This window comes from Streptomyces sp. NPDC085866, from assembly GCF_044541035.1.
Taxonomy (GTDB): Bacteria; Actinomycetota; Actinomycetes; order Streptomycetales; family Streptomycetaceae; genus Streptomyces.
This window is the reverse complement of record NZ_JBITSQ010000012.1, coordinates 259,533-282,895: the sequence shown is the minus strand read 5'-3', so window position 1 is coordinate 282,895 and position 23,363 is coordinate 259,533. Positions and strand designations below refer to the sequence as shown.

General features: G+C 72.1%; 25 protein-coding genes. 20 read left to right on the top strand and 5 right to left on the bottom strand.

The features are described 5' to 3' along the window. The first annotated feature begins 179 nt into the window (after window positions 1–179). Both htpX and ACIF83_RS30270 read left to right on the top strand, forming a co-directional pair. Window positions 180–1,097, top strand: coding sequence for a zinc metalloprotease HtpX (gene htpX, locus ACIF83_RS30275; RefSeq protein ID WP_393466088.1), 918 nt, complete (start codon window positions 180–182; stop codon window positions 1,095–1,097). A 34-nt stretch (window positions 1,098–1,131) separates the two neighbouring features. Continuing rightward, window positions 1,132–1,752 (top strand): hypothetical protein, encoded by a 621-nt coding sequence (locus ACIF83_RS30270; RefSeq protein ID WP_393466085.1) that lies wholly within the window; start codon window positions 1,132–1,134, stop codon window positions 1,750–1,752. Between the two features lie 16 nt (window positions 1,753–1,768). On the opposite strand, the gene ACIF83_RS30265 is transcribed toward ACIF83_RS30270, so the two are convergent. Beyond that, the gene (locus ACIF83_RS30265) at window positions 1,769–2,038 is read right to left on the bottom strand and encodes a hypothetical protein (protein ID WP_399731613.1); all 270 of its coding nucleotides are present in this window, start codon (window positions 2,036–2,038) and stop codon (window positions 1,769–1,771) included. Window positions 2,039–2,137: 99 nt separating this feature from the next. On the opposite strand from ACIF83_RS30265, the gene ACIF83_RS30260 reads away from it, so the two are divergent. Next, complete coding sequence (locus ACIF83_RS30260) at window positions 2,138–3,775, top strand: alpha/beta fold hydrolase (RefSeq protein ID WP_393466080.1); 1,638 nt, start codon at window positions 2,138–2,140, stop codon at window positions 3,773–3,775. Between the two features lie 8 nt (window positions 3,776–3,783). On the opposite strand, the gene ACIF83_RS30255 is transcribed toward ACIF83_RS30260, so the two are convergent. Beyond that, entirely contained in the window at window positions 3,784–5,151 is a 1,368-nt protein-coding gene (locus ACIF83_RS30255; RefSeq protein WP_399731610.1) for a DUF2252 domain-containing protein, read from the bottom strand. 171 nt (window positions 5,152–5,322) lie between these two features. On the opposite strand from ACIF83_RS30255, the gene ACIF83_RS30250 reads away from it, so the two are divergent. Further along, a complete protein-coding gene (locus tag ACIF83_RS30250) occupies window positions 5,323–6,504 on the top strand; it encodes a winged helix DNA-binding domain-containing protein (RefSeq protein ID WP_399731607.1) in 1,182 nt (393 codons plus the stop codon). 47 nt (window positions 6,505–6,551) lie between these two features. Here ACIF83_RS30250 and ACIF83_RS30245 read toward each other — a convergent pair whose 3' ends face one another. After that, window positions 6,552–6,866: a hypothetical protein gene (locus ACIF83_RS30245; RefSeq protein WP_393466073.1), complete on the bottom strand. Its 315-nt coding sequence runs from the start codon at window positions 6,864–6,866 to the stop codon at window positions 6,552–6,554. Window positions 6,867–7,098: 232 nt separating this feature from the next. Between ACIF83_RS30245 and ACIF83_RS30240 the strand changes: the two genes are divergently transcribed. The 3 genes from ACIF83_RS30240 to ACIF83_RS30230 all read left to right on the top strand — a co-directional run bounded on the left by ACIF83_RS30240 (window position 7,099) and on the right by ACIF83_RS30230 (window position 9,037). Continuing rightward, entirely contained in the window at window positions 7,099–7,755 is a 657-nt protein-coding gene (locus tag ACIF83_RS30240; RefSeq protein ID WP_399731604.1) for a maleylpyruvate isomerase N-terminal domain-containing protein, read from the top strand. A gap of 52 nt (window positions 7,756–7,807) precedes the next feature. Further along, on the top strand, window positions 7,808–8,176 hold the full coding sequence (locus ACIF83_RS30235) for an arsenate reductase family protein (RefSeq protein WP_398137220.1): 369 nt from the start codon (window positions 7,808–7,810) through the stop codon (window positions 8,174–8,176). Window positions 8,177–8,296: 120 nt separating this feature from the next. Continuing rightward, window positions 8,297–9,037, top strand: a complete 741-nt coding sequence (locus ACIF83_RS30230; RefSeq protein WP_399731601.1) for a hypothetical protein — start codon at window positions 8,297–8,299, stop codon at window positions 9,035–9,037. A gap of 3 nt (window positions 9,038–9,040) precedes the next feature. Here ACIF83_RS30230 and ACIF83_RS30225 read toward each other — a convergent pair whose 3' ends face one another. After that, window positions 9,041–9,907 (bottom strand): alpha/beta fold hydrolase, encoded by an 867-nt coding sequence (locus tag ACIF83_RS30225; RefSeq protein ID WP_399731598.1) that lies wholly within the window; start codon window positions 9,905–9,907, stop codon window positions 9,041–9,043. A 68-nt stretch (window positions 9,908–9,975) separates the two neighbouring features. Here ACIF83_RS30225 and ACIF83_RS30220 point away from each other — a divergent pair, with 68 nt between their 5' ends. The 8 genes from ACIF83_RS30220 (at window position 9,976) to ACIF83_RS30185 (ending at window position 17,479) form a co-directional block, all read left to right on the top strand. Continuing rightward, window positions 9,976–10,443, top strand: a complete 468-nt coding sequence (locus tag ACIF83_RS30220; protein ID WP_398137222.1) for a MarR family transcriptional regulator — start codon at window positions 9,976–9,978, stop codon at window positions 10,441–10,443. A gap of 200 nt (window positions 10,444–10,643) precedes the next feature. Next, window positions 10,644–11,675 carry a glutamine synthetase gene (gene glnII, locus ACIF83_RS30215; RefSeq protein ID WP_393466058.1) on the top strand — a complete coding sequence of 344 codons (1,032 nt, stop codon included), beginning with the start codon at window positions 10,644–10,646 and terminating at the stop codon, window positions 11,673–11,675. Window positions 11,676–11,855: 180 nt separating this feature from the next. Continuing rightward, a complete protein-coding gene (locus ACIF83_RS30210; protein WP_399731594.1) occupies window positions 11,856–11,978 on the top strand; it encodes a hypothetical protein in 123 nt (40 codons plus the stop codon). A 119-nt stretch (window positions 11,979–12,097) separates the two neighbouring features. Continuing rightward, a complete protein-coding gene (locus tag ACIF83_RS30205) occupies window positions 12,098–12,712 on the top strand; it encodes a winged helix-turn-helix domain-containing protein (protein WP_399731591.1) in 615 nt (204 codons plus the stop codon). 66 nt (window positions 12,713–12,778) lie between these two features. Next, window positions 12,779–13,804 (top strand): SDR family oxidoreductase, encoded by a 1,026-nt coding sequence (locus ACIF83_RS30200; RefSeq protein ID WP_399731588.1) that lies wholly within the window; start codon window positions 12,779–12,781, stop codon window positions 13,802–13,804. 52 nt (window positions 13,805–13,856) lie between these two features. After that, window positions 13,857–15,128 carry a sensor histidine kinase gene (locus ACIF83_RS30195; RefSeq protein WP_399731585.1) on the top strand — a complete coding sequence of 424 codons (1,272 nt, stop codon included), beginning with the start codon at window positions 13,857–13,859 and terminating at the stop codon, window positions 15,126–15,128. After that, window positions 15,113–15,766: a LuxR C-terminal-related transcriptional regulator gene (locus ACIF83_RS30190; protein WP_399731582.1), complete on the top strand. Its 654-nt coding sequence runs from the start codon at window positions 15,113–15,115 to the stop codon at window positions 15,764–15,766. Before ACIF83_RS30195 ends, ACIF83_RS30190 begins: the two co-directional genes overlap by 16 nt. A gap of 174 nt (window positions 15,767–15,940) precedes the next feature. Beyond that, window positions 15,941–17,479, top strand: a complete 1,539-nt coding sequence (locus ACIF83_RS30185) for a DUF1996 domain-containing protein (RefSeq protein WP_398137226.1) — start codon at window positions 15,941–15,943, stop codon at window positions 17,477–17,479. 126 nt (window positions 17,480–17,605) lie between these two features. Here ACIF83_RS30185 and ACIF83_RS30180 read toward each other — a convergent pair whose 3' ends face one another. Next, a complete protein-coding gene (locus ACIF83_RS30180) occupies window positions 17,606–17,998 on the bottom strand; it encodes a hypothetical protein (protein WP_393466043.1) in 393 nt (130 codons plus the stop codon). Between the two features lie 97 nt (window positions 17,999–18,095). On the opposite strand from ACIF83_RS30180, the gene ACIF83_RS30175 reads away from it, so the two are divergent. The 5 genes from ACIF83_RS30175 (at window position 18,096) to ACIF83_RS30155 (ending at window position 23,359) form a co-directional block, all read left to right on the top strand. Continuing rightward, complete coding sequence (locus ACIF83_RS30175; RefSeq protein ID WP_393466994.1) at window positions 18,096–18,614, top strand: tetratricopeptide repeat protein; 519 nt, start codon at window positions 18,096–18,098, stop codon at window positions 18,612–18,614. Window positions 18,615–18,663: 49 nt separating this feature from the next. Then, window positions 18,664–20,586 carry a hypothetical protein gene (locus ACIF83_RS30170; RefSeq protein WP_399731578.1) on the top strand — a complete coding sequence of 641 codons (1,923 nt, stop codon included), beginning with the start codon at window positions 18,664–18,666 and terminating at the stop codon, window positions 20,584–20,586. A gap of 69 nt (window positions 20,587–20,655) precedes the next feature. Beyond that, entirely contained in the window at window positions 20,656–21,552 is an 897-nt protein-coding gene (locus ACIF83_RS30165; RefSeq protein ID WP_393466037.1) for a metal-dependent hydrolase, read from the top strand. Then, window positions 21,552–22,601: a PDR/VanB family oxidoreductase gene (locus tag ACIF83_RS30160; protein ID WP_393466034.1), complete on the top strand. Its 1,050-nt coding sequence runs from the start codon at window positions 21,552–21,554 to the stop codon at window positions 22,599–22,601. Before ACIF83_RS30165 ends, ACIF83_RS30160 begins: the two co-directional genes overlap by 1 nt. Before the next feature lie 68 nt (window positions 22,602–22,669). Further along, entirely contained in the window at window positions 22,670–23,359 is a 690-nt protein-coding gene (locus ACIF83_RS30155; RefSeq protein ID WP_393466031.1) for a TetR/AcrR family transcriptional regulator, read from the top strand. Window positions 23,360–23,363: the final 4 nt, after the last annotated feature.

Here is a 23,363-nt window from a genome sequence, read left to right as displayed (position 1 = left end):
GTGGGGCGCGGACGCCGAGGTCGCGGAGCTGCTCGGCCGGGCCCGCGCCCACCCTGGCCGAGGCCTCCTGACTCACAGGAAGCCTTTGCTGCCCCTAGGTCTGCTCGCGACCTCCTTATGGGATTCCGCAGGTGCACACTGGACATCGGGACGAGTGCCTGACTGCGGGGTGATGCAAGATGCAGAGCCGCTTCCGGAGCGATCGGCGTCTGACCGTGCGGATGACGGTCACGATGTTCCTGCTCGGGCTGCTGTACGTGGCCTTCGTCGCCGCGTTGATCGTGTTGCTGAAGTCCTGGCTGCTGGTCGTGGTCCTGGTCGGGGCGATGTTCGTGGCGCAGTTCTGGTTCTCCGACCGGATCGCGATGTACGCCATGCACGGGCAGGTCGTGGAGCGCGAGGAGTATCCCGAGCTGCATGCGGTGGTCGACCGGCTGTGCGCGATCGCGGACATGCCGAAGCCGGTGGTCGCCGTCTCCAACATGGACATGCCGAACGCGTTCGCGACCGGGCGCAATCCCGACCACGCCGTGGTCTGTGTGACCACGGGGCTGCTGCGGCGGCTGGAGCCCGCCGAGCTGGAGGGCGTGCTCGCGCACGAGCTGTCGCACGTGGCGCACAAGGACGTCGCCGTGATCACGATCGCGTCCTTCCTCGGGGTGATCGCGGGACTGATCGTCCGGTTCGCCTTCTACTCGCAGCTCTTCGGCGGCCGCAGGGACCAGAACACCGCCGTCGTGTTCGCGGCCGTGATGGGGGTCTCGGCGGCCGTGTACGCGATCAGCTTCCTGCTGATCCGGGCCCTGTCCCGGTACCGGGAACTGGCGGCGGACCGGGCGGCCGCGCTGCTGACCGGCCGGCCCTCGGCGCTGGCGTCGGCGCTCACCAAGGTCTCCGGGGACATCGCCCGGATCCCGACCGAGGACCTGCGCACGGCCCAGGCCTTCAACGCCTTCTACTTCACCCCGGCGACGGGCAAGGAGCCCGGCATCGAGCGCTTCTTCTCCACCCACCCGACCCTGGAACAGCGGCTGGAGCAGCTCGGGCGGATCTCCGCGGAGCTGGGTGAGGCGGCCGCTCCCGGAACGGCGGGCTGAAAACTTGAGACAGCTGCGGAAGGCGGGCTGAACCTTGGGGCTGCTGGACATCCTGCTCGGGCGCACGAAGCCCGTCGCGCCCGACCTCGACCAGCTCTTCGCGCTGCCGTCGGCGGCCGTGACGCTCCAGGCCGCGGCCGGGTTCACACCGACCGGAGACGGCGCGGTGTGCTTCGCCACGGTCGAGGGCGCGGCCTTCGAACAGACCCACCGGGAGGTCCAGGCGCTGCTCGAGGCGGACGCGGAGCGGTGGGGGTCCCCCCGCTCGAGCGAAGCCGAGAGTGGAGGAGGCCCTCCGGTGGAACTCACCCAGGACGGCTACGGCTACTCCTGGCTGGTCTCCCGGCGGACCCCCGACCAGCTGCCCCAGCTGGTCAACGACCTGCACGCGGTGAACAGCTCGATGGAGGTCAACGGCTTCGGGCCGCAGCTGCTGTGCTCCCTCGCCGCGTTCCAGGACGAGCGGGAACGGCGCCTGGCCCTCGTCTACCTCTACAAGCGCGGCACGTTCTACCCCTTCGCGCCCCTGCCCGGCGCCGCCGAACGGCGGGACGGGGCGCTGGAGTTGCAGGTGAAGGCCGTGCTGGCGACCGACCTCAGGATCGAGCAGGACCTGAGCCGCTGGTTCCCGGTGTGGGGAGCCCCCGGCCTGTGACCGGGGGCTCCGCTGCTCACCTGCTCTTCTCGCGTTCCTGACGCCGGGCCTCGAAGGGCCGCTCGCGCCGGTAGCGGCGCTCCCACCTGGCCTGACGGTCCCGGCGCTCGCGGTAGGCCTGGTAAGTGGTGGGCGCGCCCGGCTGTCCTCCCCCGGCGGGCGGGGTTTCGCCCCGCCCGTACCGCACGTACAGGAAGAGCACGGCGACGGCTGCGAGCCACCAGGTGTGGTTTCCGAATCCGAGGATCACCAGGACGGCGGTCCCGGACAGGACGATGGTGCCCATGACGGTCCTCCGTTCGCGTGAGTGTGTGATCGGCGTGAATTCAGCGTAGGGACGCGGTCACTCGGAGTGCATCCCGATTTCCGTGAGTGAATGGGCGTCATGAGCGAGCCGATCTCCTTCACACACGAGTACGACGGCGAACGCCTCAGCGGCCTCCTCGGCGGCCGTCCCGGACGGGCCACCGTCGTCCTTCTGCACGGCGCGGGCAACGGCAGCAAGGAGCGGCTGCTGCCGCTGCTCTCCGAGGCCGCCGCGCACGGCTGCCGCGCCCTGGCCTTCGACTTCTCGGGGCACGGCGAAAGCACGGGCGCACTCGCGGAGTTGAGCCTGAGCCGACGGTTCGAGCAGGCCGTGGCGGTGCTCGACGCGCACGCTCCGGCGGACGACCCGCTGGTCCTGGTGGGGTTCAGCATGAGCGGGCAGACGGTCGCGGACCTCGTACGGCACTACGGCCCGCGGGTGGCCGCCGTGGGCCTGTGCGCGCCCGCCGTGTACGCGCCGGAGGCTCATGACGTGCCCTTCGGGAACGGCGCCGGCAGGTTCAGCGAGATCATCCGTGCGCCCGGCAGCTGGCGGAACTCCCCCGCTCTCACGGCCCTGCGGGCGTACGAGGGCCGGGCGGTGCTCGCGGTACCGGGCACGGACGCGGTGATCCCGCCGGAGGTGACGGAGGCCGTCCAGGACGCGCTGGCGGCGCGTGCCCAGTACACCCGCTTCGAACTCCCGGACGCCGAGCACCGGTTGGGGCTGTGGTTCCGCGACCACGCCGAGGACCGGCGGGAGTTCGTCGCGGCCCTGCTGGGCGGGCTCGAGGAGCAGGGCTGGGCGGCGACGCGGCGGTGGGTCGCCGAACGGCTTCCGCAGGGCCGTACCGTCGCCGGCTCCCGCCCGCTCCACGGGGGTTGGTCCTCGCAGCTGCGCGGGCTCACCCTCGACGACGGGGAGGAGCTGGTGCTGCGCACGTTCGTGAAGCCCTTCTTCCGGCGGCACGCCCCGGGCCTGCTGTCCCGGGAGGCGGGTGTTCTCGGCCTGCTGGCAGGGCAGGAGGGCATCCCGGCCCCGGCGCTTGTCGCCGTGGACGCCACCGGCGAACACTGCGACCACCCCTCGCTGTTGATGACCCGGGTGCCGGGTCTGGTGCGGGTGGACGAGGAGGACCCGGAGTCCCTGGACCGGCGTCTGGACCTGCTCGCCGCCCAGCTGGTGCGGATCCACACGGTCGTACCGCGGGAGCGTCCGCGCCCGTACCAGGCCTGGACCTCGCCCGACCAGGTCCGCACCCCGGGAGGCCGGACATGGGAGCGGGCGGTGGACGTGCTCCGCCGCGACCCGCCGCCGTACGAGGGGCGCTTCCTGCACCGGGACTACCACCCCGGGAACGTGCTCTTCACGGGCGCCGGGGACGGACTGCGGATCAGCGGGGTCGTCGACTGGGTGGAGACCTCGTGGGGGCCCGCCGACCTCGACGTCGCCCACTGCTCGACGGCCCTGGCCCTGCTGCACGGCCCGGCGTACGGTCTCGCCTTCCGGGACCGGTACGAGGAGCGGGGCGGCGCCGGGCTCGCGGACGGGCCCGACCACCTGTACTGGCGGCTGCTGGACGCCCTGGCCTACTCCCCCGACGCGCGGAAGCTGGCCGGACCGTGGCGTGAACTGGGGCGCACGGATCTGACGCCGGAGGTGCTGGGCGGGCGGCTGGAGGCGTATGTGCGCGGGCTGCTGGAGCGGTACGGCTGAGCGGCCGGTCACACCCCCGGCTCGGCCGGCACCACCCCCGCCGCGATGGCCGCGCCGAGGGTGGCGTGGTCGGCGGCGGTCCGGTCGGCGTAGGACACGGCGAAGTCGGCGACGGCGTGGTCGAACGTGTCGGCGCTGCCGAGGTAGGCGGCGATGGCGATGCGGTCGCCGGAGCGGGCGTGGGCGCGGGCCATGGTGGTGCCGCAGAGGCGGGCGTAGGCGAGCAGGCCGGCCGGGTCCAGGCCGGCGACCTCGGCGGAGCCCTTCATGTCGCGCAGCTGGCGCCAGTAGAAGGAGCGGCCCTGCGGCCCGCTCATCCAGCCGAGGAAGATGTCGGTGGCGGACTGCAGCAGCCGCTGCCCGGCGACCACCCGGTGCCCGGGATGGACGTACGGCCCGCTCGGCAGATGCTCCTCGAGCACCGAGGCCCGCGCCTCCTTGATCTGGAGGAACAGCGGGTCGTCGGCGTCGCGCCCGGCGAGCAGCACGATGAAGCAGCGCATGCCGACGCTGCCGACGCCGACGACCTTGCGGGCGGCGTCGACGAAGCGGTAGCGGTCGAGGAGGTGGCGGCGCTCCTCGGCGAGGGTGGAGCGGTAGTCGCAGAAGATCTTGCGCAGGGAGGCCATGTCCGGCGCGCCTGCGGGTTCCAGGAGCGGCGGGTCGTGGATGATCCGGCGCCGCCCGTCGACCACCTCGGTCAGGCTGCCCAGCGCCTGGAGGCTGGTACGGCGGCGGGCCCGGGTGAGGGTGGACTCCAGACGGCGCCGGCGGCGGGCGGAGCGGACGAGCGGCAGCAGGCTCTCGGCGTCGACCTGCTCGTACCAGACGGCCAGTTCGCCGAGTCCGGCCATGCGGCGTATCGCGGTGCGGTACCCGGCGGCGGCCGCCCGGGCCGCGGCCCGTTCGCCGGCCTTCGTGTGCCCGTTCTCCCGGGCCGCCACGGCCACACTGGCCGCGAGTCGTTTGACGTCCCACTCGAAGGGCCCGGGGTGGGTCTCGTCGAAGTCGTTGAGGTCGAAGAGCAGGCTGCGTTCCGGGGAGGCGTAGAGCCCGAAGTTGAGCAGGTGGGCGTCGCCGCACAGCTGCACGGTGAGCCCGGTGTGCGGCTGGCCGGCGAGGTCGGCGGTCATCACCGCGGCGGCGCCGCGCAGGAAGGCCAGCGGCGAGCCGGCCATCCGCCCGTACCGGATCGGCAGCAGCTCCGGCAGCCGGTCCCGGCCCTGCCGCTCCAGTACGGCGACGGGGTCACGCCGGTCGGCAGACGGGAGCCAGAGGGCGTGCGCGGAACGGGGGGCGTGCTTTCGGGCCTCTTTGCCGCGCCGGGCCCGGTCCTCGGGGGTATCGCGCCGGAAACGGTCCTCGGGGATGTTCATTCGGCAGCCTCTCTCTGCAGGGGCCTCGCCCTTCCCGTCACCTCCTGTTCGCAGTGAAGGGCGTGGGGGTGGGCGTGCGCATGCCGGGTACGGCGATCGGGTGACGGAGTCGACTGTCAGTGGCGTCGGCGACGATGCGGGCAAGGCATGGTGAGCGACGGGGAGGTCGGCATGGGTGACGGACGGCGGCACATCGGCGTGGCGGAGCGGCGGGCCCGGCTCGCCCTGCGGCACCGTCTTGCGGGCCCGGCGCGGGCGGCGCGGCCCGAGGAGGTCGCCGAATCGCTGGTGGCGCTGCACGGCACGGACCCGGCGACGGTGTACCTGACAGTGGCGGCGCGGCTCGCCGACCCGGCGAAGGCGGTGCCGGAGACGGAGCGGGCGCTGTACGAGGACCGCACGCTGGTCCGGATGCACGGCATGCGGCACACGGTGTTCGTGTTCCCGACCGGGCTGACGGCCGTCGTCCACGCGTCGACGGGTCTGACGGTGGCCGCCCGCGAACGGGCCTCACTGCTCAAGGACATGGCCAGGGCGGGCGCCCCGGACGCGGACTGGCTGGCCGAGGTCGAGGCGTCCGCGCTGGCCGCGCTGGCCCGGCGCGGCCAGGCGACGGCGGCGGAGCTGACGGCGGACGAGCCGCGCCTGCGCGAGCAGTTCGTGTACGCGGCCGGGAAGAGCTACGAGGGCGTCCACACGGTCTCCTCCCGCCTGCTGCGTGTGCTCGGCGTCGAGGGCAAGGTGGTCCGCGGCCGCCCGCTCGGCTCCTGGACGTCCGGTCAGTTCCGCTGGGCGCCGGCGCCCGAGCATCCCGAACTGGATCCGGCGCGGGCCCAGGCGGACCTGCTGGAGCGCTGGCTGTGGGTCTGCGGCCCGGCTACGGAGGCGGACCTGAAGTGGTGGACGGGCTGGCGGGTCACCGAGGTCCGCCGTGCCCTGTCCGCGATCGGCGCACAGGAGGTCTCCCTGGACGAGGGCACGGGTTACGTCGCCGACGGCGACACGGAGCCGTCCTCGGCCCCCGGGGAATCCTGGGCGGCCCTGCTCCCGGGTCTGGACCCGACGGCCATGGCCTGGCAGCAGCGGGACTGGTACCTCGCCCCGGACCTGCGCCCCCTTCTCTTCGACCGCAGCGGCAACGTGGGCCCGACGGTGTGGTGGGACGGCAGGGTGGTGGGCGGCTGGGCCCAGCGGGCGGACGGGGAGATCGTCTGGCGCATCCCCGACCCGGCCGTCCGCCGGGAGGCCGAGGCGGCGGTCGCGGCGGAGGCGGAGCGGTTGCGGGCGTGGGTGGGGACGACGAAGGTGACTCCGCGCTTCCGGACGCCCCTGGAGCGGGAGTTGTCGGCGTGAGGTGCCGGGTGCCCCGCGCGGACGCGCGGGGCACCCGGCACCACGGCTCAGCGCGAGTACCGCATGAACGCCCGCACCATGTGGCACGTCGTGTCCGACGGCGGGTGCACGCCGATCGTCTCCGCTGTGCTGCGGATCGTGTCGTTGCGCGCCTGGTCGGGCAGGTAGATCCCCAGGTCGAGCAGGGCTATGGCCAGGCGCATGGCCTTCAGGCGCCGGTTGTGCGTGACGTACCACTCGCGCGGCCGCCCGGCCGGCAGGGCACGCTTCTGCATCGGCACGTAGGGCGAGTCGAGCTCGACGGAACGCTTGGCGGTGGACTGGGTCGGCAACGGCTTGGTCTTCAGGGCGGCAGCGGGCACAGGCATCCTCCTGTCGCGGGTCAGGGCAGCGCCGGAAGGCTCCGGCGATTCCCTCGAACACTGCCTCCAGTTTACTGCCGGGCACTGACAATGAGGGAGTCCAGAGGGTCCGTCAAAGGTCCAGGTCAGCAAGGAAATTGCGATCGCGTCACCGCAGGTTCGGGAGGTGCGCGTGAGACGGTGGAAATTCGAACAGACCGATGGCCGGAGCGGTCCGCGATACCGTGCCGCGGTGGACCTCTTCTCACGCTCGTGGACGGCGTTGCGCACGGCGGTCGCGGAGACGCCGGACGAGGACTTCGACCGACCGTCCGGCTGTGCCGGCTGGCTCGTGCGGGACCTGGTGTGCCATCTGGTCATCGACGCCCAGGACGTCCTGATCACGTTGGTCACGCCCGCAGACGGCGAACCGACCGTGGACGCGGTCACCTACTGGGACCTCCTCGCCGAGCTCCCGACCGGCGAGGACCCGCTCGACGCGCTGATCCCGCGGCTGGCCGCCGCGTACGGCGAGCCGCGGTGGCTCAAGTTCCACCTGGCCGACGTCGGCTCCGCCGCGGGCCGCGCCGCCGAACTCGCCGATCCCGCCGCCCGCGTCAGCACCCAGGACAAGGTGCTGACCGTCGGCGACTACCTGTCCGCGTACGTGCTCGAGTGGACCCTGCACCACCTCGATCTGATCGCGCATCTGCCGTCGGCCGCCGAGCCGCCCGCCGAGTCCCTCGCGGCGGCACGCGCGTCGCTGGAGAAGATCGGCGGGACCCCGTTCCCCACCTCGCTCTCCGACCGGGACGCGCTGCTGATCGGCACCGGACGCCGCGCGCCGACCGAGGCGGAGAAGGCCGCGCTGGGCGACCTCGCGGCGAGGCTTCCGCTCGTCCTCGGCTGAGCGGACCGTTCGCTCCGCAGGTGGGGAACCGGGTTCGCGTACCGTGGGCCGCATGGAAATCTGGATCAATCCGGCCTGCTCGAAGTGCCGTAGCGCGCTCAGCCTTCTCGACGCCGAGGGAGCCGACTACACCGTCCGCCGTTACCTGGAGGACGTGCCCGGCGAGGACGAGATCAGGGCCGTACTCGACCGGCTCGGGCTCGAACCGTGGGACATCACCCGCACCCAGGAGGCCGCGGCCAAGGAGCTGGGGCTCAAGGAGTGGGCGCGCGACGAGACCTCGCGGGACCGGTGGATCACGGCCCTCGCCGAGCACCCCAAGCTCATCCAGCGCCCGATCATCACGGCCGACGACGGAACCGCCCTGGTCGCCCGTACCGAAGAGGCCGTACAAGAGGCGATCTCCCGGAACAAGAGCTGAGCGAAGCTCAACTCCCCTGTGATGCAGGTTACTTCGGCAAACTTCTGCAACCGCTGAGTAACCTCGTTCGGGATCTCGTACATAGCGGCGTACGCTCCCCTACCTCTTCAGGAGGCGCGGATGTCGCGCAGGAGAACTCTCGGCACGAAGAAGAAGATCGCGCTGCTCGTCAGCGCCGCAGCGGTGGCGGGCGGCGGGGCCTTCGCACTGGCGTCCACCTCGAACGCCGCACAGAGCCCGCAGAACGCCAAGACGCTGTCCGCCGGGGACTCGACCGTATGCCAGGGGCTGGCCACGGCCCACGGCAACAACGACAAGTTCATCGCGGCCCAGAAGGCGAAGCCGGACGCGCAGTCGGCGGCCCGGATCGCCAACCGCGAGGCGGTCATCAAACAGATCGAGGTCCAGCAGAAGGCTGCCGGATGCACCGTTGGGGAGTCGGCTCAGGGCTCCCAGGCGGCTCAGGGCAATGCCGGTCAGCAGGGCAACGCCGGTCAGCAAGGCAATGCCGGCCAGCAGGGCAACGCGGGCCAGCAGGGCAACGCCGGTCAGCAGGGCAACCAGCAGGCCGGCAACGCCGGGAACAACGGCGGTGGCGCTGCCGCGGCCTCCGGTCAGCAGGTGTGCAAGGGCTCCACCGTCACGCTCTCCGGCGAGGGCGGTGCCCCGGCCGCGTCCAGCAACCAGTTCCCGGCGGGCACGACCCTGAAGGTCACCAACCTGGACAACAACAAGTCCACGACGGTGAAGGTCACCTCGGTCTCCGGCAGCTGTGTGCTGCTGAACAACGCGGCCTTCGAACAGGTCCGGGAGCCGGGCAAGTTCCTCATCCGCCGCGCGGTGATCGAGAAGGTGGGGTGAGGTTCAGCCACCGGACAGGAAATCGGTGAGGTGACGGGCCAGGCCGGGCGAGGCTGCCTGCGGCAGCGCGTGGTGGGAGACACCGGGCAGTACGACGGTCTCCACGTGTGGCAGCGTCGCCGCGGCCCGGCTCGTCACCGTGGTGGGGTCATGGGTCCTGCTGTTCGCTGCCACGAGCAGCAGGACCGGCACCTCCAGGGCGCGCAGCGCGTCCGGTGCCGGGCGGGGGCCCGTCACCGGCTTCGCGGACGGGAAGCCCGCGGACGCCTCCTGGAGGAACAGCCACTCGGGGTCGAGGGACGCTCCCCCGGTCTCCCACTCCAGGAACGCGCGGACCCGGCGGGGTGCGGGCCGCAGCAGCATGGGCAGGGCGTGGAGCAGGTACGCCGCCTTGTATCCGGCGAAGCACAGGGTCGGATCGAGGAGGAACAGGCGGCGTACCCGAGCGGGTGTGCGCAGGGCGTGATGCAGGGCGATCCAGGCACCGTACGAGTGCCCGCCCACGTCGGCCGACGTCACGCCGAGGCCGTCCAGCAGGGCGTCCAGCCAGGAAGCCAGGTCGGCGACCGTACGGGGGTGGCGGTCGGTGGCCGGGGTGCTCAGGCCGGGGGCGCCGATCAGGTCGGGGGCGTAGACGCGCCGGACGCGGGCCAGGTCGGCGGCCTGGGCGTACCAGGACGCGGAGGTCGCGGCGCCGCCGCCCGGCAGCAGGAGCAGCGGCGGCGCCTCGCGCGGGCCGCAGACGTTGACCCGGGTGTCACCGAAGGGCGTGGCGACGGTGAGCGCTTGGCGGTCCGCCGGCCATTTCGCCAGCACCTTGTCGTACGCAACCCGGAAGGCATCGGCGTCGTACGCGCTCGTCCTCGGCATGGAAGAACCCCCTATTATCTCGCTCAGCAAGATACTCGTTGAGCGAGATGGTACGCCGGAGGATCCGTATGCCGACCCCGCCCCGCCCCGACGCGGCACCCGAGATGGAGACCGTCCACCTGCTGCGGGCCGTCGCCGTCGAACTCGGCCTGCACAGCGCCCGGTTCGCGAACCAGAACGGTATGCATCCCACGGACGTACGCGCCCTGATCGCGCTCATGGACGCGCGGCGCGCGGGCGAGGAGATGACCGCCGGGCGGCTCGGGGCCGAGCTGGGGCTCAACTCGGCCGGGACCACCGCGCTCGTGGACCGGCTGGAGCGCGCCGGGCAGGTGCGGCGGGTGCGCGGGGAGCGGGACCGGCGGCGGGTCGTGGTGGAGGTGGAGGAGCGCGCGGTCGAGCTGGGCCAGGCGTTCTTCGGTCCGCTGATCGAGCGGTCGCTGGAGCTGCTGCGCGGGTACGACGAGCGGCAGCTGGCGGCGATCCGGGGATTCCTGGGGGGAGTTCGGGAGGCCGCCGCCGAGGGCCGCGCGTGAGCGCCCATACCCCGCGGGTCCGGCCCTCACAACGTGAGCCGGGACACAGAACCACCAGGTAACACGGGGTTCACACGAGAGCAACGACCGGGAAATCGCCTGTTGACAGGCTGCCCGGCAGATCGACGCGGCGCCCCAGTGCCGCAGCGCCGCAAGCACCCCCGAGTGCACCCGCACCCACCCCCGAAGGATGTGGCCCCGTGACCTTCAAGGCTGAGTACATCTGGATCGACGGCACCGAGCCGACGGCCAAGCTGCGTTCGAAGACGAAGATCATCACGGGTTCCCCCGCCGGTCTCGACGCGCTGCCGATCTGGGGCTTCGACGGGTCCTCCACCAACCAGGCCGAGGGGCACTCCTCGGACCGCGTGCTCAAGCCGGTCTTCACCTGCCCGGACCCGATCCGCGGCGGCGACGACATCCTCGTCCTGTGCGAGGTCCTGGACATCGACTTCACCCCGCACTCCTCCAACACGCGTGCCGCGCTGGCCGAGGTCGCGGAGAAGTTCGCCGCGCAGGAGCCCATCTTCGGCATCGAGCAGGAGTACACCTTCTTCGACGGCGCCCGCCCGCTGGGCTTCCCCGAGGGCGGCTTCCCGGCCCCCCAGGGCGGCTACTACTGCGGTGTCGGCGCCGACGAGATCTTCGGCCGCGAGATCGTCGAGGCCCACCTGGACAACTGCCTGAAGGCGGGCCTGGGCCTGTCCGGCATCAACGCCGAGGTCATGCCCGGCCAGTGGGAGTTCCAGGTCGGCCCGCTGTCCCCGCTGGAGGTCTCCGACCAGCTGTGGGTGGCCCGCTGGCTGCTCTACCGCACCGCCGAGGACTTCGGCATCTCCGCCACCCTCGACCCCAAGCCGGTCAAGGGCGACTGGAACGGCGCGGGCGCGCACACCAACTTCTCCACCAAGGCGATGCGCGAGGGCTACGACGCGATCATCACCGCCTGCGAGTCGCTCGGCGAGGGCTCCAAGCCCCTCGACCACGTCAAGAACTACGGCGCCGGCATCGACGACCGTCTGACGGGTCTGCACGAGACCGCCCCGTGGAACGAGTACTCCTACGGCGTCTCCAACCGCGGTGCCTCGGTCCGCATCCCGTGGCAGGTCGAGAAGGACGGCAAGGGCTACATCGAGGACCGCCGCCCGAACGCCAACGTCGACCCGTACGTGGTGACCCGCCTCCTGGTGGACACCTGCTGCTCCGCCCTGGAGAAGGCCGGCCAGGTCTGATCCCGGACTCCGAAAGGGGCGCCCGCCGTGACGGCGGGCGCCCCTTTCGCGTATCCCCTGTCCAAGGAGCGAGACGGCAAATCGGCAGGTGGGGTACGCAGCGTCAACTTCACACCAAGGAAGCGTCCAAGCAGTGAGAGGAGACTCCTGCCCGGCGCACTCGTCTGCTTCAATGGGCGCATGGCCAGCTTCCAGAAGTACACCGCGACGGGTCGCCACGACCTCGAGCCGTTCTGGCCTTCCCGTCAGCACCACGACTTCGACCGGGTGTGTTGCCGCGCGACGAACGCGCGGGCCCTCTAAAGCCGTACACCCCGGCCTTCGGCCAGCGCGAAACGACGTACGTCCCCCGGCGCGCCCGACCACGAATCGCGGCCGTCGTCCTGACCGACGAACTCCTCGCGCGAAAGAGCTGACCTCTCATGGCGACCACTCGTTCTCTCTCCACCGCCACCCTCACCGCCCCCGTCCAGAGCGGCACCCGGCACCGGCTGCGGGCCGTCGACCGGGACGAGGATTGGGGTCTCCCCTGCTCGAACGAAGTTGAGAGCTTGGGGAACGACGTGGTGGACTTCCTGCCGCCGGGCGCCACCTGGCTGCCCGCGCCGCAGCACACCCTGCCCACCCTGCCCGGCCAGCCGCCGATGGTCGGCTACCTGGTGCTGGTCCCGGCCGACCAGCGGCCCCCGTTCCTGCCGGTCGCGGTGCCGGACCAGCCGGAGGCGGTCGCGCAGGCCGACGGCGACCCGCTGGTGCGGATCGACCCCGTGCAGCGCACCGCGAGCGTCGACGGCCGCGAACTCGACCTCACCTACCTGGAGTTCGAGCTGCTCGCACACCTGGTGGCGCACCCGCACCGGGTGCACACCCGCGACCAGCTGGTCACCACCGTGTGGGGGTACGGCCACGTCGGCGACGGCCGCACCGTCGACGTCCACGTCGCCCGGCTGCGCCGCAAGCTGGGCACCCAGCACCGCCAGACGATCCAGACCGTGCGCCGGGTCGGCTACAAGTACACGCCGCCGACCGGGCGTTGACCCTGGCTGTCTGCCGACGGCAGACAGCCCTTCCGTCCCCGGCCCGTACCGGGCACGCTCCCCGGCATGAGACTTCTCGTGCTGGGCGGTACGGAGTTCGTGGGGCGGGCCGTCGTGGAGGCCGCGCTCGGGCGCGGCTGGGAGGTGACCGTCTTCCACCGGGGACGGCACCGGCCTCCCGAGGGGGTGCGGTCGCTGCACGGCGACCGCACCGCCGTCGACGGCCTGGCCGCCCTCGCCGCGGACGACCACACCTGGGACGCCGTGGTCGACACCTGGTCCGCCGCGCCGCGCGCCGTACAGGAGGCGGCACGGCTGCTGCGGGGCCGTGCCGGACGGTACGTGTACGTCTCCAGCCGGTCGGTGTACTCCTGGCCCTGGCCCCCGGGAGCCGACGAGGACACTGCGCTGGTCGAGGGCGCCGCCGCCGACGCGGAGGCGACCGACTACGCGCGCGACAAACGGGGCGGTGAACTGGCCGCCGTCGAGGCCTTCGGCACGGAGGGCTCGCTGCTGGTGCGGGCCGGGCTGGTCCTCGGCCCGTACGAGAACGTCGGCAGGCTCCCCTGGTGGCTGACCCGGATCGCCCGCGGCGGCCCGGTCCTGGCACCCGGGCCGCACGATCTGCCGGTGCAGTACATCGACGTGCGCGACCTCGCCGACTGGCTCACCGGGGCGGTGGAACAGCAGCTGAGCGGGCCGTACAACCTGGTGAGCCCGCCGGGCCACACCACGATGGGCGAGCTGCTGCGGGCGTGCGTCGACGCCACCGGCGCGAACGCCGAACTGCGCTGGACCGACCCGGAGGTGATCCTGGACGCCGGGATCGAGCCGTGGACCGAGCTGCCGGTGTGGGTGCCGCCGGGCGGCGAGATGTACGACGCGGTGCACCGCGCGGACGTCTCCCGCGCCCTGGCCACGGGACTTGCGTGCCGGCCGGCCGGCGAGACCGTCGCGGACACCTGGCGGTGGCTGACGGAGATCGGCGGCACCGCGCCGCAGCGCCCGGACCGGACGGCCAAGGGCCTGGCCCCGGAGGTGGAGGCGAAGGTGCTGGCGGCGGGCGGTGGTGTAGCTGGCACCACCTCCTGACATGGGCCTTCGGCCCAGTGACCGGGGCCGAAGGGTCGGCGAGACTTGCGGCATGAACACCGAACCGAAGAGTGGCCGTGCCCGTGCGCGGACCCGAGAGGTACTGCTGGCCGCCGTACAGGGACTCACGCTGGCCGTGGCCGTGCTGCCCTTCTCGGTGCTGCTTCTCGCCCTGACCCTCGTCTCCGTCGCGCTCATCCCGATCGGCGTCGGCATCGTCACGACTCCGCCGATCCTGACCGCGGTGCGCGCCCTCGCGGACAAGCGCCGTGAACTCGCGGCCGAGTGGTGCGGGGTGCGGATCCCGTCGGCCTACCGGCCGGTCCCCGCGGGCGCGAACCCGTGGACGCGGACCCTCGCCCTGCTGCGCGACCCGCAGGTCCGGCGGGACGTGCTGTGGCTGCCGGTGGACATGACGGCCGGCTTCGTGACGGCGCTGCTGCCGGCCGTCCTGCTCTTCTACCCCTTCGAGGGGTTCGCGGTGGCGGCCGGGCTGTGGCGGGTGCTCGCGAAGGACGAGACGTACTGGTACGGCTTCGTGCCGGTCACCGACCAGCCGTCCGCGCTCGGCGCCGCCGCCACCGCCGCGGTCCTCCTGGTCGCCGCCTACCGCCTCACCCCGCGCCTGCTGACGGCCCACTTCGAGCTGACCCGGGCCGTCCTAGGCGCCGACCGGGGCCAACTGGCCGAACGCGTACGCGTGTTGACCGAGACGCGACGCGACGCCGTGGACACCTCGGCCGCCGAGCTGCGCCGCATCGAGCGGGACCTGCACGACGGGGCGCAGGCCCGGCTGGTCGCGATGGGCATGGACCTCGGCACGATCGAGATGCTGCTGGACAGGGACCCTGCCCAGGCCAAGAAGCTCCTCTCCCAGGCCCGCCGGAACTCGGTGGAGGCCCTGGAGGAACTGCGCGACCTGGTCCGCGGCATCCATCCGCCGGTGCTGGCCGAGCGTGGACTCGGGGACGCCGTGCGCGCCTTGGCGCTGCGGCTGCCCCTGCCGAGCGAGGTGAGCGTGGAGCTGTCCGGCCGCACGGAGGCACCCGTCGAGTCGGCCGCCTACTTCGCGGTCAGCGAGCTGCTCACCAACGCCGTCAAGCACTCCGGTGCCGACCGGCTCTGGGTGGACCTGCACCACGCCGGGGACACGCTGCGGATCACGGTCACCGACAACGGCAGGGGCGGTGCCGTGATCGGGGCGGGCTCGGGGCTCGCCGGAGTCGAGCGGCGGCTCGGTACATTCGACGGCGTCCTGGCCGTCAGCAGCCCCGCGGGCGGTCCCACCCTGGTGACCATGGAGATCCCGTGCGTGTTGTCCTAGCCGAAGACCTCTTCCTGCTGCGCGACGGACTGGTCCGGCTGCTGGAGGCCTACGGCTTCGAGATCGCGGCGGCCGTCGAGTCCGGGCCCGAACTCACCCGGGCACTGGCCGAGTTGGAGCCGGATGTCGCCGTGGTCGACGTACGCCTGCCGCCCACGCACACCGACGAGGGGCTGCAGTGCGCGCTGCGGGCCCGGCAGGAGCGGCCCGGGCTGCCGGTGCTGGTCCTGTCCCAGCACGTGGAGCAGCTCTACGCGCGGGAGCTGCTCGCCGACGGCACCGGCGGGGTGGGCTATCTGCTCAAGGACCGGGTCTTCGACGCCGACCAGTTCGTGGACGCCGTACGACGGGTGGCCGCGGGCGGTACGGCGATGGACCCGCAGGTGATCCAGCAGCTGCTGTCCCGGCGGGCGGCCGACGACCGGCCGCTCGGCAACCTCACCCCGCGGGAACGGGAGGTGCTGGAGCTGATGGCACAGGGCCGGTCGAACGCGGCGATCGCGGCCCAACTGGTGGTGACGGAACGGGCCATTGCCAAGCACACCTCCAACATCTTCGGCAAACTGGGCCTTGAGGTGTCGGACGACGACAATCGCCGCGTTCTGGCCGTGCTCGCCCACCTCGACCGCGACCGCTGATCCGAAATACAACTTCCGCTGCTCAGCGGGCATTTGAGCCTCGAGTTCGGGGTAATCCTCCGACTAATTTGTGAGACGGCTGAACACCTCTGAGGCGGCGTCCGTATGGATGGACGCCGCTTCACTCCTGTCGGGCGCCTCGATGCTGCCCCGCAAGGAAGTCAGAGGAGTTCCATGGGACGCAACACACGAAAACGCCGTACGCCGCTGGCCACCAAGGCCATAGCCGCATCGGCGGCCCTAGCGCTCGGTGGGGGCGGGCTGATCTGGGCGAACTTCTACGCCTCGGCTCACGAGTCGAGCAACCAGTCGTGGGGAGGCAACCAGACCAAGGCCGCGACGGCGCAGGTCGCGACGATCTCCTGCCCTGACGTCGGCCAGAAGCTGACGAACGTGCCGAACCAGGCCCGCCAGGGCGTGGCGATGGAGCTGGCGAACCTCGACAAGCAGATCACCGAGGCCTACTCCCGGCTCGCCTCCACCCGGCAGTCGCAGACGAACGATCCGAGCTTCGTGCAGAACGCGATCGTCGGCCCCCTCAAGGAGAAGCGGGCCGCGACGATCGACCGGATCAGGATCGACATCCAGCGGGTCGGCGGTTCCTTCGACAACTCGCTCAAGCAGCTCGCCGCCTGTACGACGCAGACCGCCAACCAGACCACCGCCGGTGGTCAGCAGCAGAACGGCGGGCAGCAGCAGAACACCGGTGGCCAGCAGCAGAACGGCGGCCAGCAGCAGAACGGTGGTCAGCAGCAGGCCGGCGGGCAGCAGCAGAACATCGGCGGGCAGGCCGGCAACGGCCCGGTCGCGGCCGACTTCGTGGACATCACGAAGGTCGCCGCGAACGTCCAGGGCAAGCCGGTGCGCGGCAACAACGCCTCGACCGGCACCTTCACCACCCGCTGCGGTGTGAACGCGAACAAGAACCACAACACCGACAACGTGATCGTGGCGCCCGGCGTGGCCAACGGCGCGCACCACCTGCACGACTACGTCGGCAACCAGAAGGTCAACGCGTTCTCCAGCAACCAGACGTTCCTGCAGGGCGGCACCAGCTGCCAGAACCGGAACGACCTGTCGTCGTACTACTGGCCGGTGGTCCGCGTCCAGGACGGCACGCAGGACTTCGACCAGAACAAGGACGGCGGTGGCAAGGAAGGCAACGTCGGCAAGATCCTGACGCCGGTGTCGGCGCAGATCAAGTACGTCGGCAGCCCGGCCAGCAAGGTCGTCGCGATGCCGCAGTTCCTGCGCATCATCACCGGTGACGCCAAGACCACCACCAACGGTCTGGCCAACGCCAACGCGCACTGGAGCTGCACCGGCTTCGAGAACAAGGTGCAGCTGACGTCGCAATACCCGATCTGCCCGCAGGGCAGCAAGGTGGTGCGTACGTTCGCCTTCCAGAGCTGCTGGGACGGCCAGAACATCGACAGCGCCAACCACCGCACGCACGTGGCCTTCGCCGACCCGGCGAGCGGTGTCTGCGGGAACGGCTTCAAGGCGATCCCGCAGCTGACGATGCGCCTGGTGTACAACATCACCCCGCCGACCGTCCAGAACGGCCAGGTGAAGAACGCCTACGCGGTGGACGGCTTCCCGGAGCAGCTCCACAAGCCGGCCACCGACCACGACGACTTCATCAGCGTCACGACCGGCGGCCTGGCGAACAAGATCGCGAACTGCATCAACAACGGTCAGCGATGCGCGTAGCGACCACGTAGTGACAACCCCCTGGGAAAGCGGGCGGTGGGAATCTCCCACCGCCCGCTTTTCTTGTGCTCCGCTTTTCTTGTGCCCCGTCTTTCCTGCGCCCGTCTTTCCTGCGCCCCGAACAGGTCAGCCGCTGTGCGCGTGGTGGTTCGCGCCCACCTCGACGTCGCCGCCGAGCGTGCCGCGCAGCGCCTTGACGACCCCGTCGTCGCCGACGGCGACCCACTTGCGGCCGACGAGGTAGAAACCGCCGTAGTCCTTGGCGTCGTTGATCCACTCGCGCTGGCCGCGGTCGGTGGCGAAGGTGGCGAGGATGAACTGCCCGTCGGTGTTCTTGCAGATGGCCTGGCGGATCTCGTCGGCGTCGGTCTGCATGTTCGGCTTGCACTTCACCTCGGCGGCCAGGCTCTCCAGACTGCCCGTGGCGGTGGGCGGCACCGCCTTCGTGTCACCGCTCGACCCACAGCCCGCCAGGGTCAGTGCCGCAGCGGCGCCGATCATCAGTCGCGTCAACCTCATCCGATCCTCCGGTCCTGGTGGGCCAAGCATGCCCCAGCCCCTTCGGATACGGCTGCGGGCCGCGGTGCGCTCAAATCCGGTGCCGGAGTGGGCACGGGTGTGCGAGGGTGACCCGGTGAACCAAGACTGGGAAGACCGCGTGACCGCCGCCTGGGCGACCTTCGACGAGTATCCCGAAGAGCGGGCGGCCGAGTTCCGCGCCGTGATCGACAAGCTCGTCGCCGAGTTGCCCGACGGCAGTCCGCTGGCCCCCTTCGAGCAGGCCTGCGCCTGGGACTCCACCGGGCACTCGGACAAGGCGGCGCCGCTGTACCGCGAGGCGCTGGCGCGCGGGCTGAGCGGTTACAAGGGACGCCGGACCAGGATCCAGCTGGCGTCCTCCCTGCGGAACATCGGGCAGGCCGAGGAGGGCGTCAAGCTCCTCACCCCCGAACTGGACGGACCCTCGGACGAGTTGGACGACGCCGTACGGGCCTGTCTCGCCCTGTGCCTGTCCAGCCTGGGCCGCGACCGCGAGGGCCTCTCCCTCGTGCTCGGCGCCCTCGCCCCTCATCTGCCCCGCTACCAGCGGTCGATGGCCAACTACGCGCGGCTGCTGGTCGAACCGGAGGAGTGAGTCACCCGCTTGGCGGTGACCAATCAACGGCTCGCTCGTTCTCCCGGACGTGCAGTCACAGGATGTAGCCCAGCGTCACGCACGCTCCTCCGCCGGGGCCACCGGCCCGGTCGTCGACGTCGAACAGGCCGAGGCCGCGCTCGTCGAGCACTACCCACGGCTGGTCCGGCTCGCCCACCTGGTACTGCCGCCGGCCCTCGGCCGCAGCCGCCGGGTGCTGACGGCCCACGCCCTGGTCCAGCGCGCCCTGCCCCGGGGCCGCAAGCAGGCGTCCGTGATCCCGGCCCAGTCCACGGGCCGGGAGGGCGACCCCGGGTACGCCTTCCTGCGCCTCAGGGTCCTGCGTGCGGCGCTGGAGGCGGGCCGCCCCCGCAAGGGCCGGCCGCGGCTCTCCCAGCTGCCGCCGCTGCTCCCGCAGGTGTGGGGGCTGCGCCTGTTCCCGCGCTCCGGCGGCGCCGACGAGCTGGCCCTGGACCAGCGGCTGTCCGCCCTGTCCGGCCCGGCCCGCGCCGCGTACGTGCTGCGCGGCCTGGAGAAGCTGCCCGACACGGACGTCCGCAGGATCCTCAAGTCCGCCGGGGTCGACCACCCCGAGTCCGCGCTGGCGGAGGCCAACGGGGTGCCCGCGCAGGACGCGCTGCTCACCTCCCCCGAGTTCGACCCCTGCTCTCTGCAGGCCCGGCCCACCGACCTGGTGCGCCGCCGCCAGCACACCAAGGCCGCGCTCGCCGCGGCGGCCGCGCTCGCGGTGTGCGGGGCGCTGGTGGCCGTGCCGGGCGGCGGCTGGGGCCCCGACGGCGCCGCCGCGCCCGTCTACGCGGAGAACCCGGCGGCCGAGGCGGCCCTGGACCCCGGCAAGCTCACCCGCGTCGCCCCGACGGCATGGGAGTCGGCGGCCCGCAACGACTTCTCCGTGTGGCCCGCACGCGGCCCGCTCACCGGCGACAAGGCCCTGCTGCGCCGCGCCCTCGCCGTCTGGGCCCGGCCCGGAGAGACGGTCCGTCTCTCGGCCACCCCCGGCACCCAGACCGGCGCCCCGGCCGGCCCGCCCCAGCTGCTGTACGCGGGCGAGGTGGACAACGCGCGCGTGGCGGTCTTCTACGACGGCCTGCGCATCGCCCGCTACGCCGAGCCCTCGGACGGCACCGCGGGCGCCGCGCTCGACTTCGCCCGCGCCGACGGCGCGACCGACGCCGAGGCGAGCGCGCTGGTGCTCGGCCGCTCCGACGGCAACGTCCGCTACCTGACCGCCCCATGGGTGAAGAAGGCCGCCGAGCGTGACCTGATGAAGCCGGACGCGGCCGCGGCACCCCTCACCGTCACCGACGGCGTCACCACACCGATGGCCAGCTCCGCCCTGCAGCCCGGCAGCTGCACCTCGTGGAACGTGCTCCAGCTGACCGACGCCTCCGGCACCCGACTCGCCACGGACCTGGGCGAGCTGGTCCCGGCCCACCTCACCGCCGGACGCCCGGGCGCCACCGGTGAGGCGTCCGGCGCGGAGGGCCTGCGCGCCTGGGCCCCGTTCGCCTGCTCGCTGACCACGGAACGCTCCGCGGGGGTGCGCAGCGTCAACGCCTGGGCGTTCGCGGACCAGCCGCTGCCCGACGGGAGCGGGGCGGCCGAGTGGGTGTGCACCAGGGCCGAGACCTGGCGCGGCGACGGTACGGCCGCACTGGCCCAGTTCCGGACGCCGGGCGGGCGGGTCGGCGCGGTCGTGGCCAAGGGCACGGACGTACGGGCCTGCGGTCCGCGCGACCCGCACGTCCTGGCCGGGGTGCTGTGGAAGTCCCGCGCCGGGAACTGGTTCCTGTTGGCCGCGGGCAGCCGGGACACCGCGTCGATCCGGGCGACGGGCGGGGTCACCGCGTCCGGCCCGGGACCGCTGCTGGTGGCCCGGGCCGAGCAGGGGGCTCAGGCGCAGCTGAAGGGCACTCTGACGGACGGCAGGCAGGTCGGTGGACTGCGCTAGCTGACACTCGCGTCAACAAGGTGCCGCACGGGGGTTCTCAGATGACCTACCCGTCAGTACATTGACGCCATGTCTAACACGCAGGCCCGGCCGGTGGAGTCCGAGCGCATACCGCTCAAGGCCCGCAACGTGTCCTTCTCCTGGGAGGACACACCGCTGCACTGGGTGCCCGGCGACCCGTTCACCACGCACACGATCAACGTGCTGCACCTGCTGCTGCCCGCCGGCGAGCGGTGGTTCGTGCATGTGTACAAGCAGGTGCTGCCGCTCATCCGGGACGACCGGCTCCGCGAGGACGTCGTCGGCTTCATCGGGCAGGAGGCGATGCACTCCCAGGCCCATGACGAGGTGCTGCCGCACCTGAGGGAGCAGGGGCTCGACCCGACGCCGTACACCGCGCAGGTCGACTGGTTCTTCGAGAAGCTGCTCGGCGACCGCACGCTGCCGCCGGGCAGGGCGCGCCGCTGGTGGCTGCTGGAGCGGGTCGCGCTGATCGCGGCCATCGAGCACTACACCGCCTTCCTCGGCGACTGGGTGCTCAACGCCGCCGAGCTGGACCGGCGCGGCGCCGACCCGACCATGCTGGACCTGCTGCGCTGGCACGGCGCCGAGGAGGTCGAGCACCGCTCCGTCGCGTTCGACCTGTTCATGCATGTCGACGGCAGCTACCGGCGCCGGGTGCGCACCTGGGCGACGGCCTTCAGCGCGCTGGTGTTCCTGTGGCAGCGCGGGGCGCGCTTCTTCATGGAGAACGACCCCACCCTGGTGGACGGCAAGGCCTCCTTCAAGGAGTTCCACCGGAGCGGCCGCCGGGGCACCCTGCCCACGACCGGTGCCATGTTCAAGTCCATCCCGCGCTACCTGAGCCACGCCTACCACCCCTCCCAGGAGGGCTCCACGGCACAGGCGGTCGCCTACCTGGCCTCCTCCCCCGCCGCGCTCGCGGCGGAGAAGTCGGGGTCGTGATGCCGAAGCTGCGCACCGTGGCGCTCGTCGCGGGCGCCGCCCTGCTGACCCGGCGGGCCCTGCGCCGCCGCGTCCGGGTCTCGCCGCTGTGGCCGCTGCCCGCCCTGGACCCGCCCATCTCCGGCCGCCCCCGCTCGCGGGCGCTGCGGCTGCAGCTCACCGCGCACGAGACGGTCGCCGACGGGGTCGTGCAACTGCGTCTGGAGGGCAGCGGGTTGCCGCGCTGGGAGCCCGGCGCCCACCTCGACCTGGTGCTGCCGTCGGGGCTCGTACGGCAGTACTCGCTGTGCGGGGACCCGGCGGACGGCTCCTCGTACACGGTGGCCACCCGGCTGGTCGAGGACGGCCGGGGCGGCTCGCGGGAGGTGCACGAGCAGCTCACCGAGGGCACGGAGCTGGAGGTGCGCGGGCCGAGGAACCGTTTCCCCCTCGTCGAGGCGCCCTCGTACGTGTTCGTCGCCGGCGGAATCGGCATCACACCGATCCTGCCGATGCTGCGGGCCCTGCCGGACGGCACGGACTGGCGGCTGCTGTACGGCGGGCGGACGCGGGCCTCGATGCCGTTCCTGGAGGAGGTGCGGGGGCTCGCCGGGGACCGGCTGACGCTGGTCGCCGAGGACGAGCACGGGCGGCCGGACCTGGAGGCGCTGTTCGCGGAGGTTCCGGAGGGGACGGCCGTCTACTGCTGTGGCCCTGAGGGCCTGATGGCGGCGGTGGAGGCACGGCTGCCCGAGGGTGCCACGCTGCACCTGGAGCGGTTCGCGCCGCGCACGTCGGCCGACGGCAACCATGCCTTCGAGGTGGAACTGCGCCGCAGCGGACGGACCTTGCCGGTCCCCGCGGACTCCACCGTGCTGGCCGCCGTACGCCGCGAACTGCCCGACACCGCCTACTCCTGCGAGCAGGGCTTCTGCGGGACCTGTCAACAGCGCGTGCTCGAGGGTGAGGTGGACCACCGGGACGAGCTGCTGACGGATGCGGAGCGTGTCGACTCGATGCTGATCTGTGTGTCACGGGCCAGAAGTGAGCGACTTGTGCTGGATATGTGACGGCCTCATGTGAACACCGGCGCTGGTCCGGCCCGTTCCGGGCCGGAATCGATCGGTAAGGTGTTCGCATGAGTACCGGGGTTCGCCGCAGGATGGGCGTCGAGGAGCGGCGGCAGCAGCTGATCGGTGTCGCACTCGACCTGTTCAGCCGTCGTTCGCCCGACGAGGTCTCGATCGACGAGATAGCGTCGGCGGCGGGCATCTCGCGCCCGCTGGTCTACCACTACTTCCCCGGCAAACTCAGCCTGTACGAAGCCGCGTTGAAGCGTGCCTCGGAGGATCTGGCAGGCCGCTTCGCGGAGCCGCACGAGGGCTCGCTCGGGGCCAGGCTGCTGCGCGTGATGCGCCGCTTCTTCGACTTCGTGGACGAGCACGGGCCCGGCTTCTCGGCCTTGATGCGCGGCGGCCCGGCCGTCGGCTCCTCGACGACCAACGCCCTCATCGACTCCGTACGGCAGGCCGCCTACGAGCAGATCCTCGCGCATCTGGGCGTCACCGAGGCATCCGCGCGCATGGAACTGGTCGTCCGTTCCTGGATCTCGCTCGCCGAGTCGACGGCGCTGATCTGGCTGGACGGCCGCCGCATCCCGCGCGCCGAACTGGAGCTGCAACTCGTGCACGACTTCGCCGTGCTGGTGGCGGTGAGCGCCGCCTACGACGCAGACACGGCCGCCCTGCTGCGCACCATGGTCAAGGACGAGCCGGCCGACGGGCCCTTCGCAGAGCTCGTCGGCCGGCTGATGTCCCTGGCGCCCTGAGGGG

Bases quoted from the DNA above. Each gene is read 5' to 3' on its own strand.
- htpX (WP_393466088.1), top strand. From the start codon at position 180: ATGCAGAGCCGCTTCCGGAGCGATCGGCGTCTGACCGTGCGGATGACG.
- ACIF83_RS30265 (WP_399731613.1), bottom strand. From the start codon at position 2,038: ATGGGCACCATCGTCCTGTCCGGGACCGCCGTCCTGGTGATCCTCGGA.
- ACIF83_RS30260 (WP_393466080.1), top strand. From the start codon at position 2,138: ATGAGCGAGCCGATCTCCTTCACACACGAGTACGACGGCGAACGCCTC.
- ACIF83_RS30255 (WP_399731610.1), bottom strand. From the start codon at position 5,151: ATGAACATCCCCGAGGACCGTTTCCGGCGCGATACCCCCGAGGACCGG.
- ACIF83_RS30250 (WP_399731607.1), top strand. From the start codon at position 5,323: ATGGGTGACGGACGGCGGCACATCGGCGTGGCGGAGCGGCGGGCCCGG.
- ACIF83_RS30235 (WP_398137220.1), top strand. From the start codon at position 7,808: ATGGAAATCTGGATCAATCCGGCCTGCTCGAAGTGCCGTAGCGCGCTC.
- ACIF83_RS30230 (WP_399731601.1), top strand. From the start codon at position 8,297: ATGTCGCGCAGGAGAACTCTCGGCACGAAGAAGAAGATCGCGCTGCTC.
- ACIF83_RS30225 (WP_399731598.1), bottom strand. From the start codon at position 9,907: ATGCCGAGGACGAGCGCGTACGACGCCGATGCCTTCCGGGTTGCGTAC.
- ACIF83_RS30220 (WP_398137222.1), top strand. From the start codon at position 9,976: ATGCCGACCCCGCCCCGCCCCGACGCGGCACCCGAGATGGAGACCGTC.
- ACIF83_RS30210 (WP_399731594.1), top strand. From the start codon at position 11,856: ATGGCCAGCTTCCAGAAGTACACCGCGACGGGTCGCCACGACCTCGAG.
- ACIF83_RS30205 (WP_399731591.1), top strand. From the start codon at position 12,098: ATGGCGACCACTCGTTCTCTCTCCACCGCCACCCTCACCGCCCCCGTC.
- ACIF83_RS30200 (WP_399731588.1), top strand. From the start codon at position 12,779: ATGAGACTTCTCGTGCTGGGCGGTACGGAGTTCGTGGGGCGGGCCGTC.
- ACIF83_RS30195 (WP_399731585.1), top strand. From the start codon at position 13,857: ATGAACACCGAACCGAAGAGTGGCCGTGCCCGTGCGCGGACCCGAGAG.
- ACIF83_RS30185 (WP_398137226.1), top strand. From the start codon at position 15,941: ATGGGACGCAACACACGAAAACGCCGTACGCCGCTGGCCACCAAGGCC.
- ACIF83_RS30180 (WP_393466043.1), bottom strand. From the start codon at position 17,998: ATGAGGTTGACGCGACTGATGATCGGCGCCGCTGCGGCACTGACCCTG.
- ACIF83_RS30165 (WP_393466037.1), top strand. From the start codon at position 20,656: ATGTCTAACACGCAGGCCCGGCCGGTGGAGTCCGAGCGCATACCGCTC.
- ACIF83_RS30160 (WP_393466034.1), top strand. From the start codon at position 21,552: ATGCCGAAGCTGCGCACCGTGGCGCTCGTCGCGGGCGCCGCCCTGCTG.
- ACIF83_RS30155 (WP_393466031.1), top strand. From the start codon at position 22,670: ATGAGTACCGGGGTTCGCCGCAGGATGGGCGTCGAGGAGCGGCGGCAG.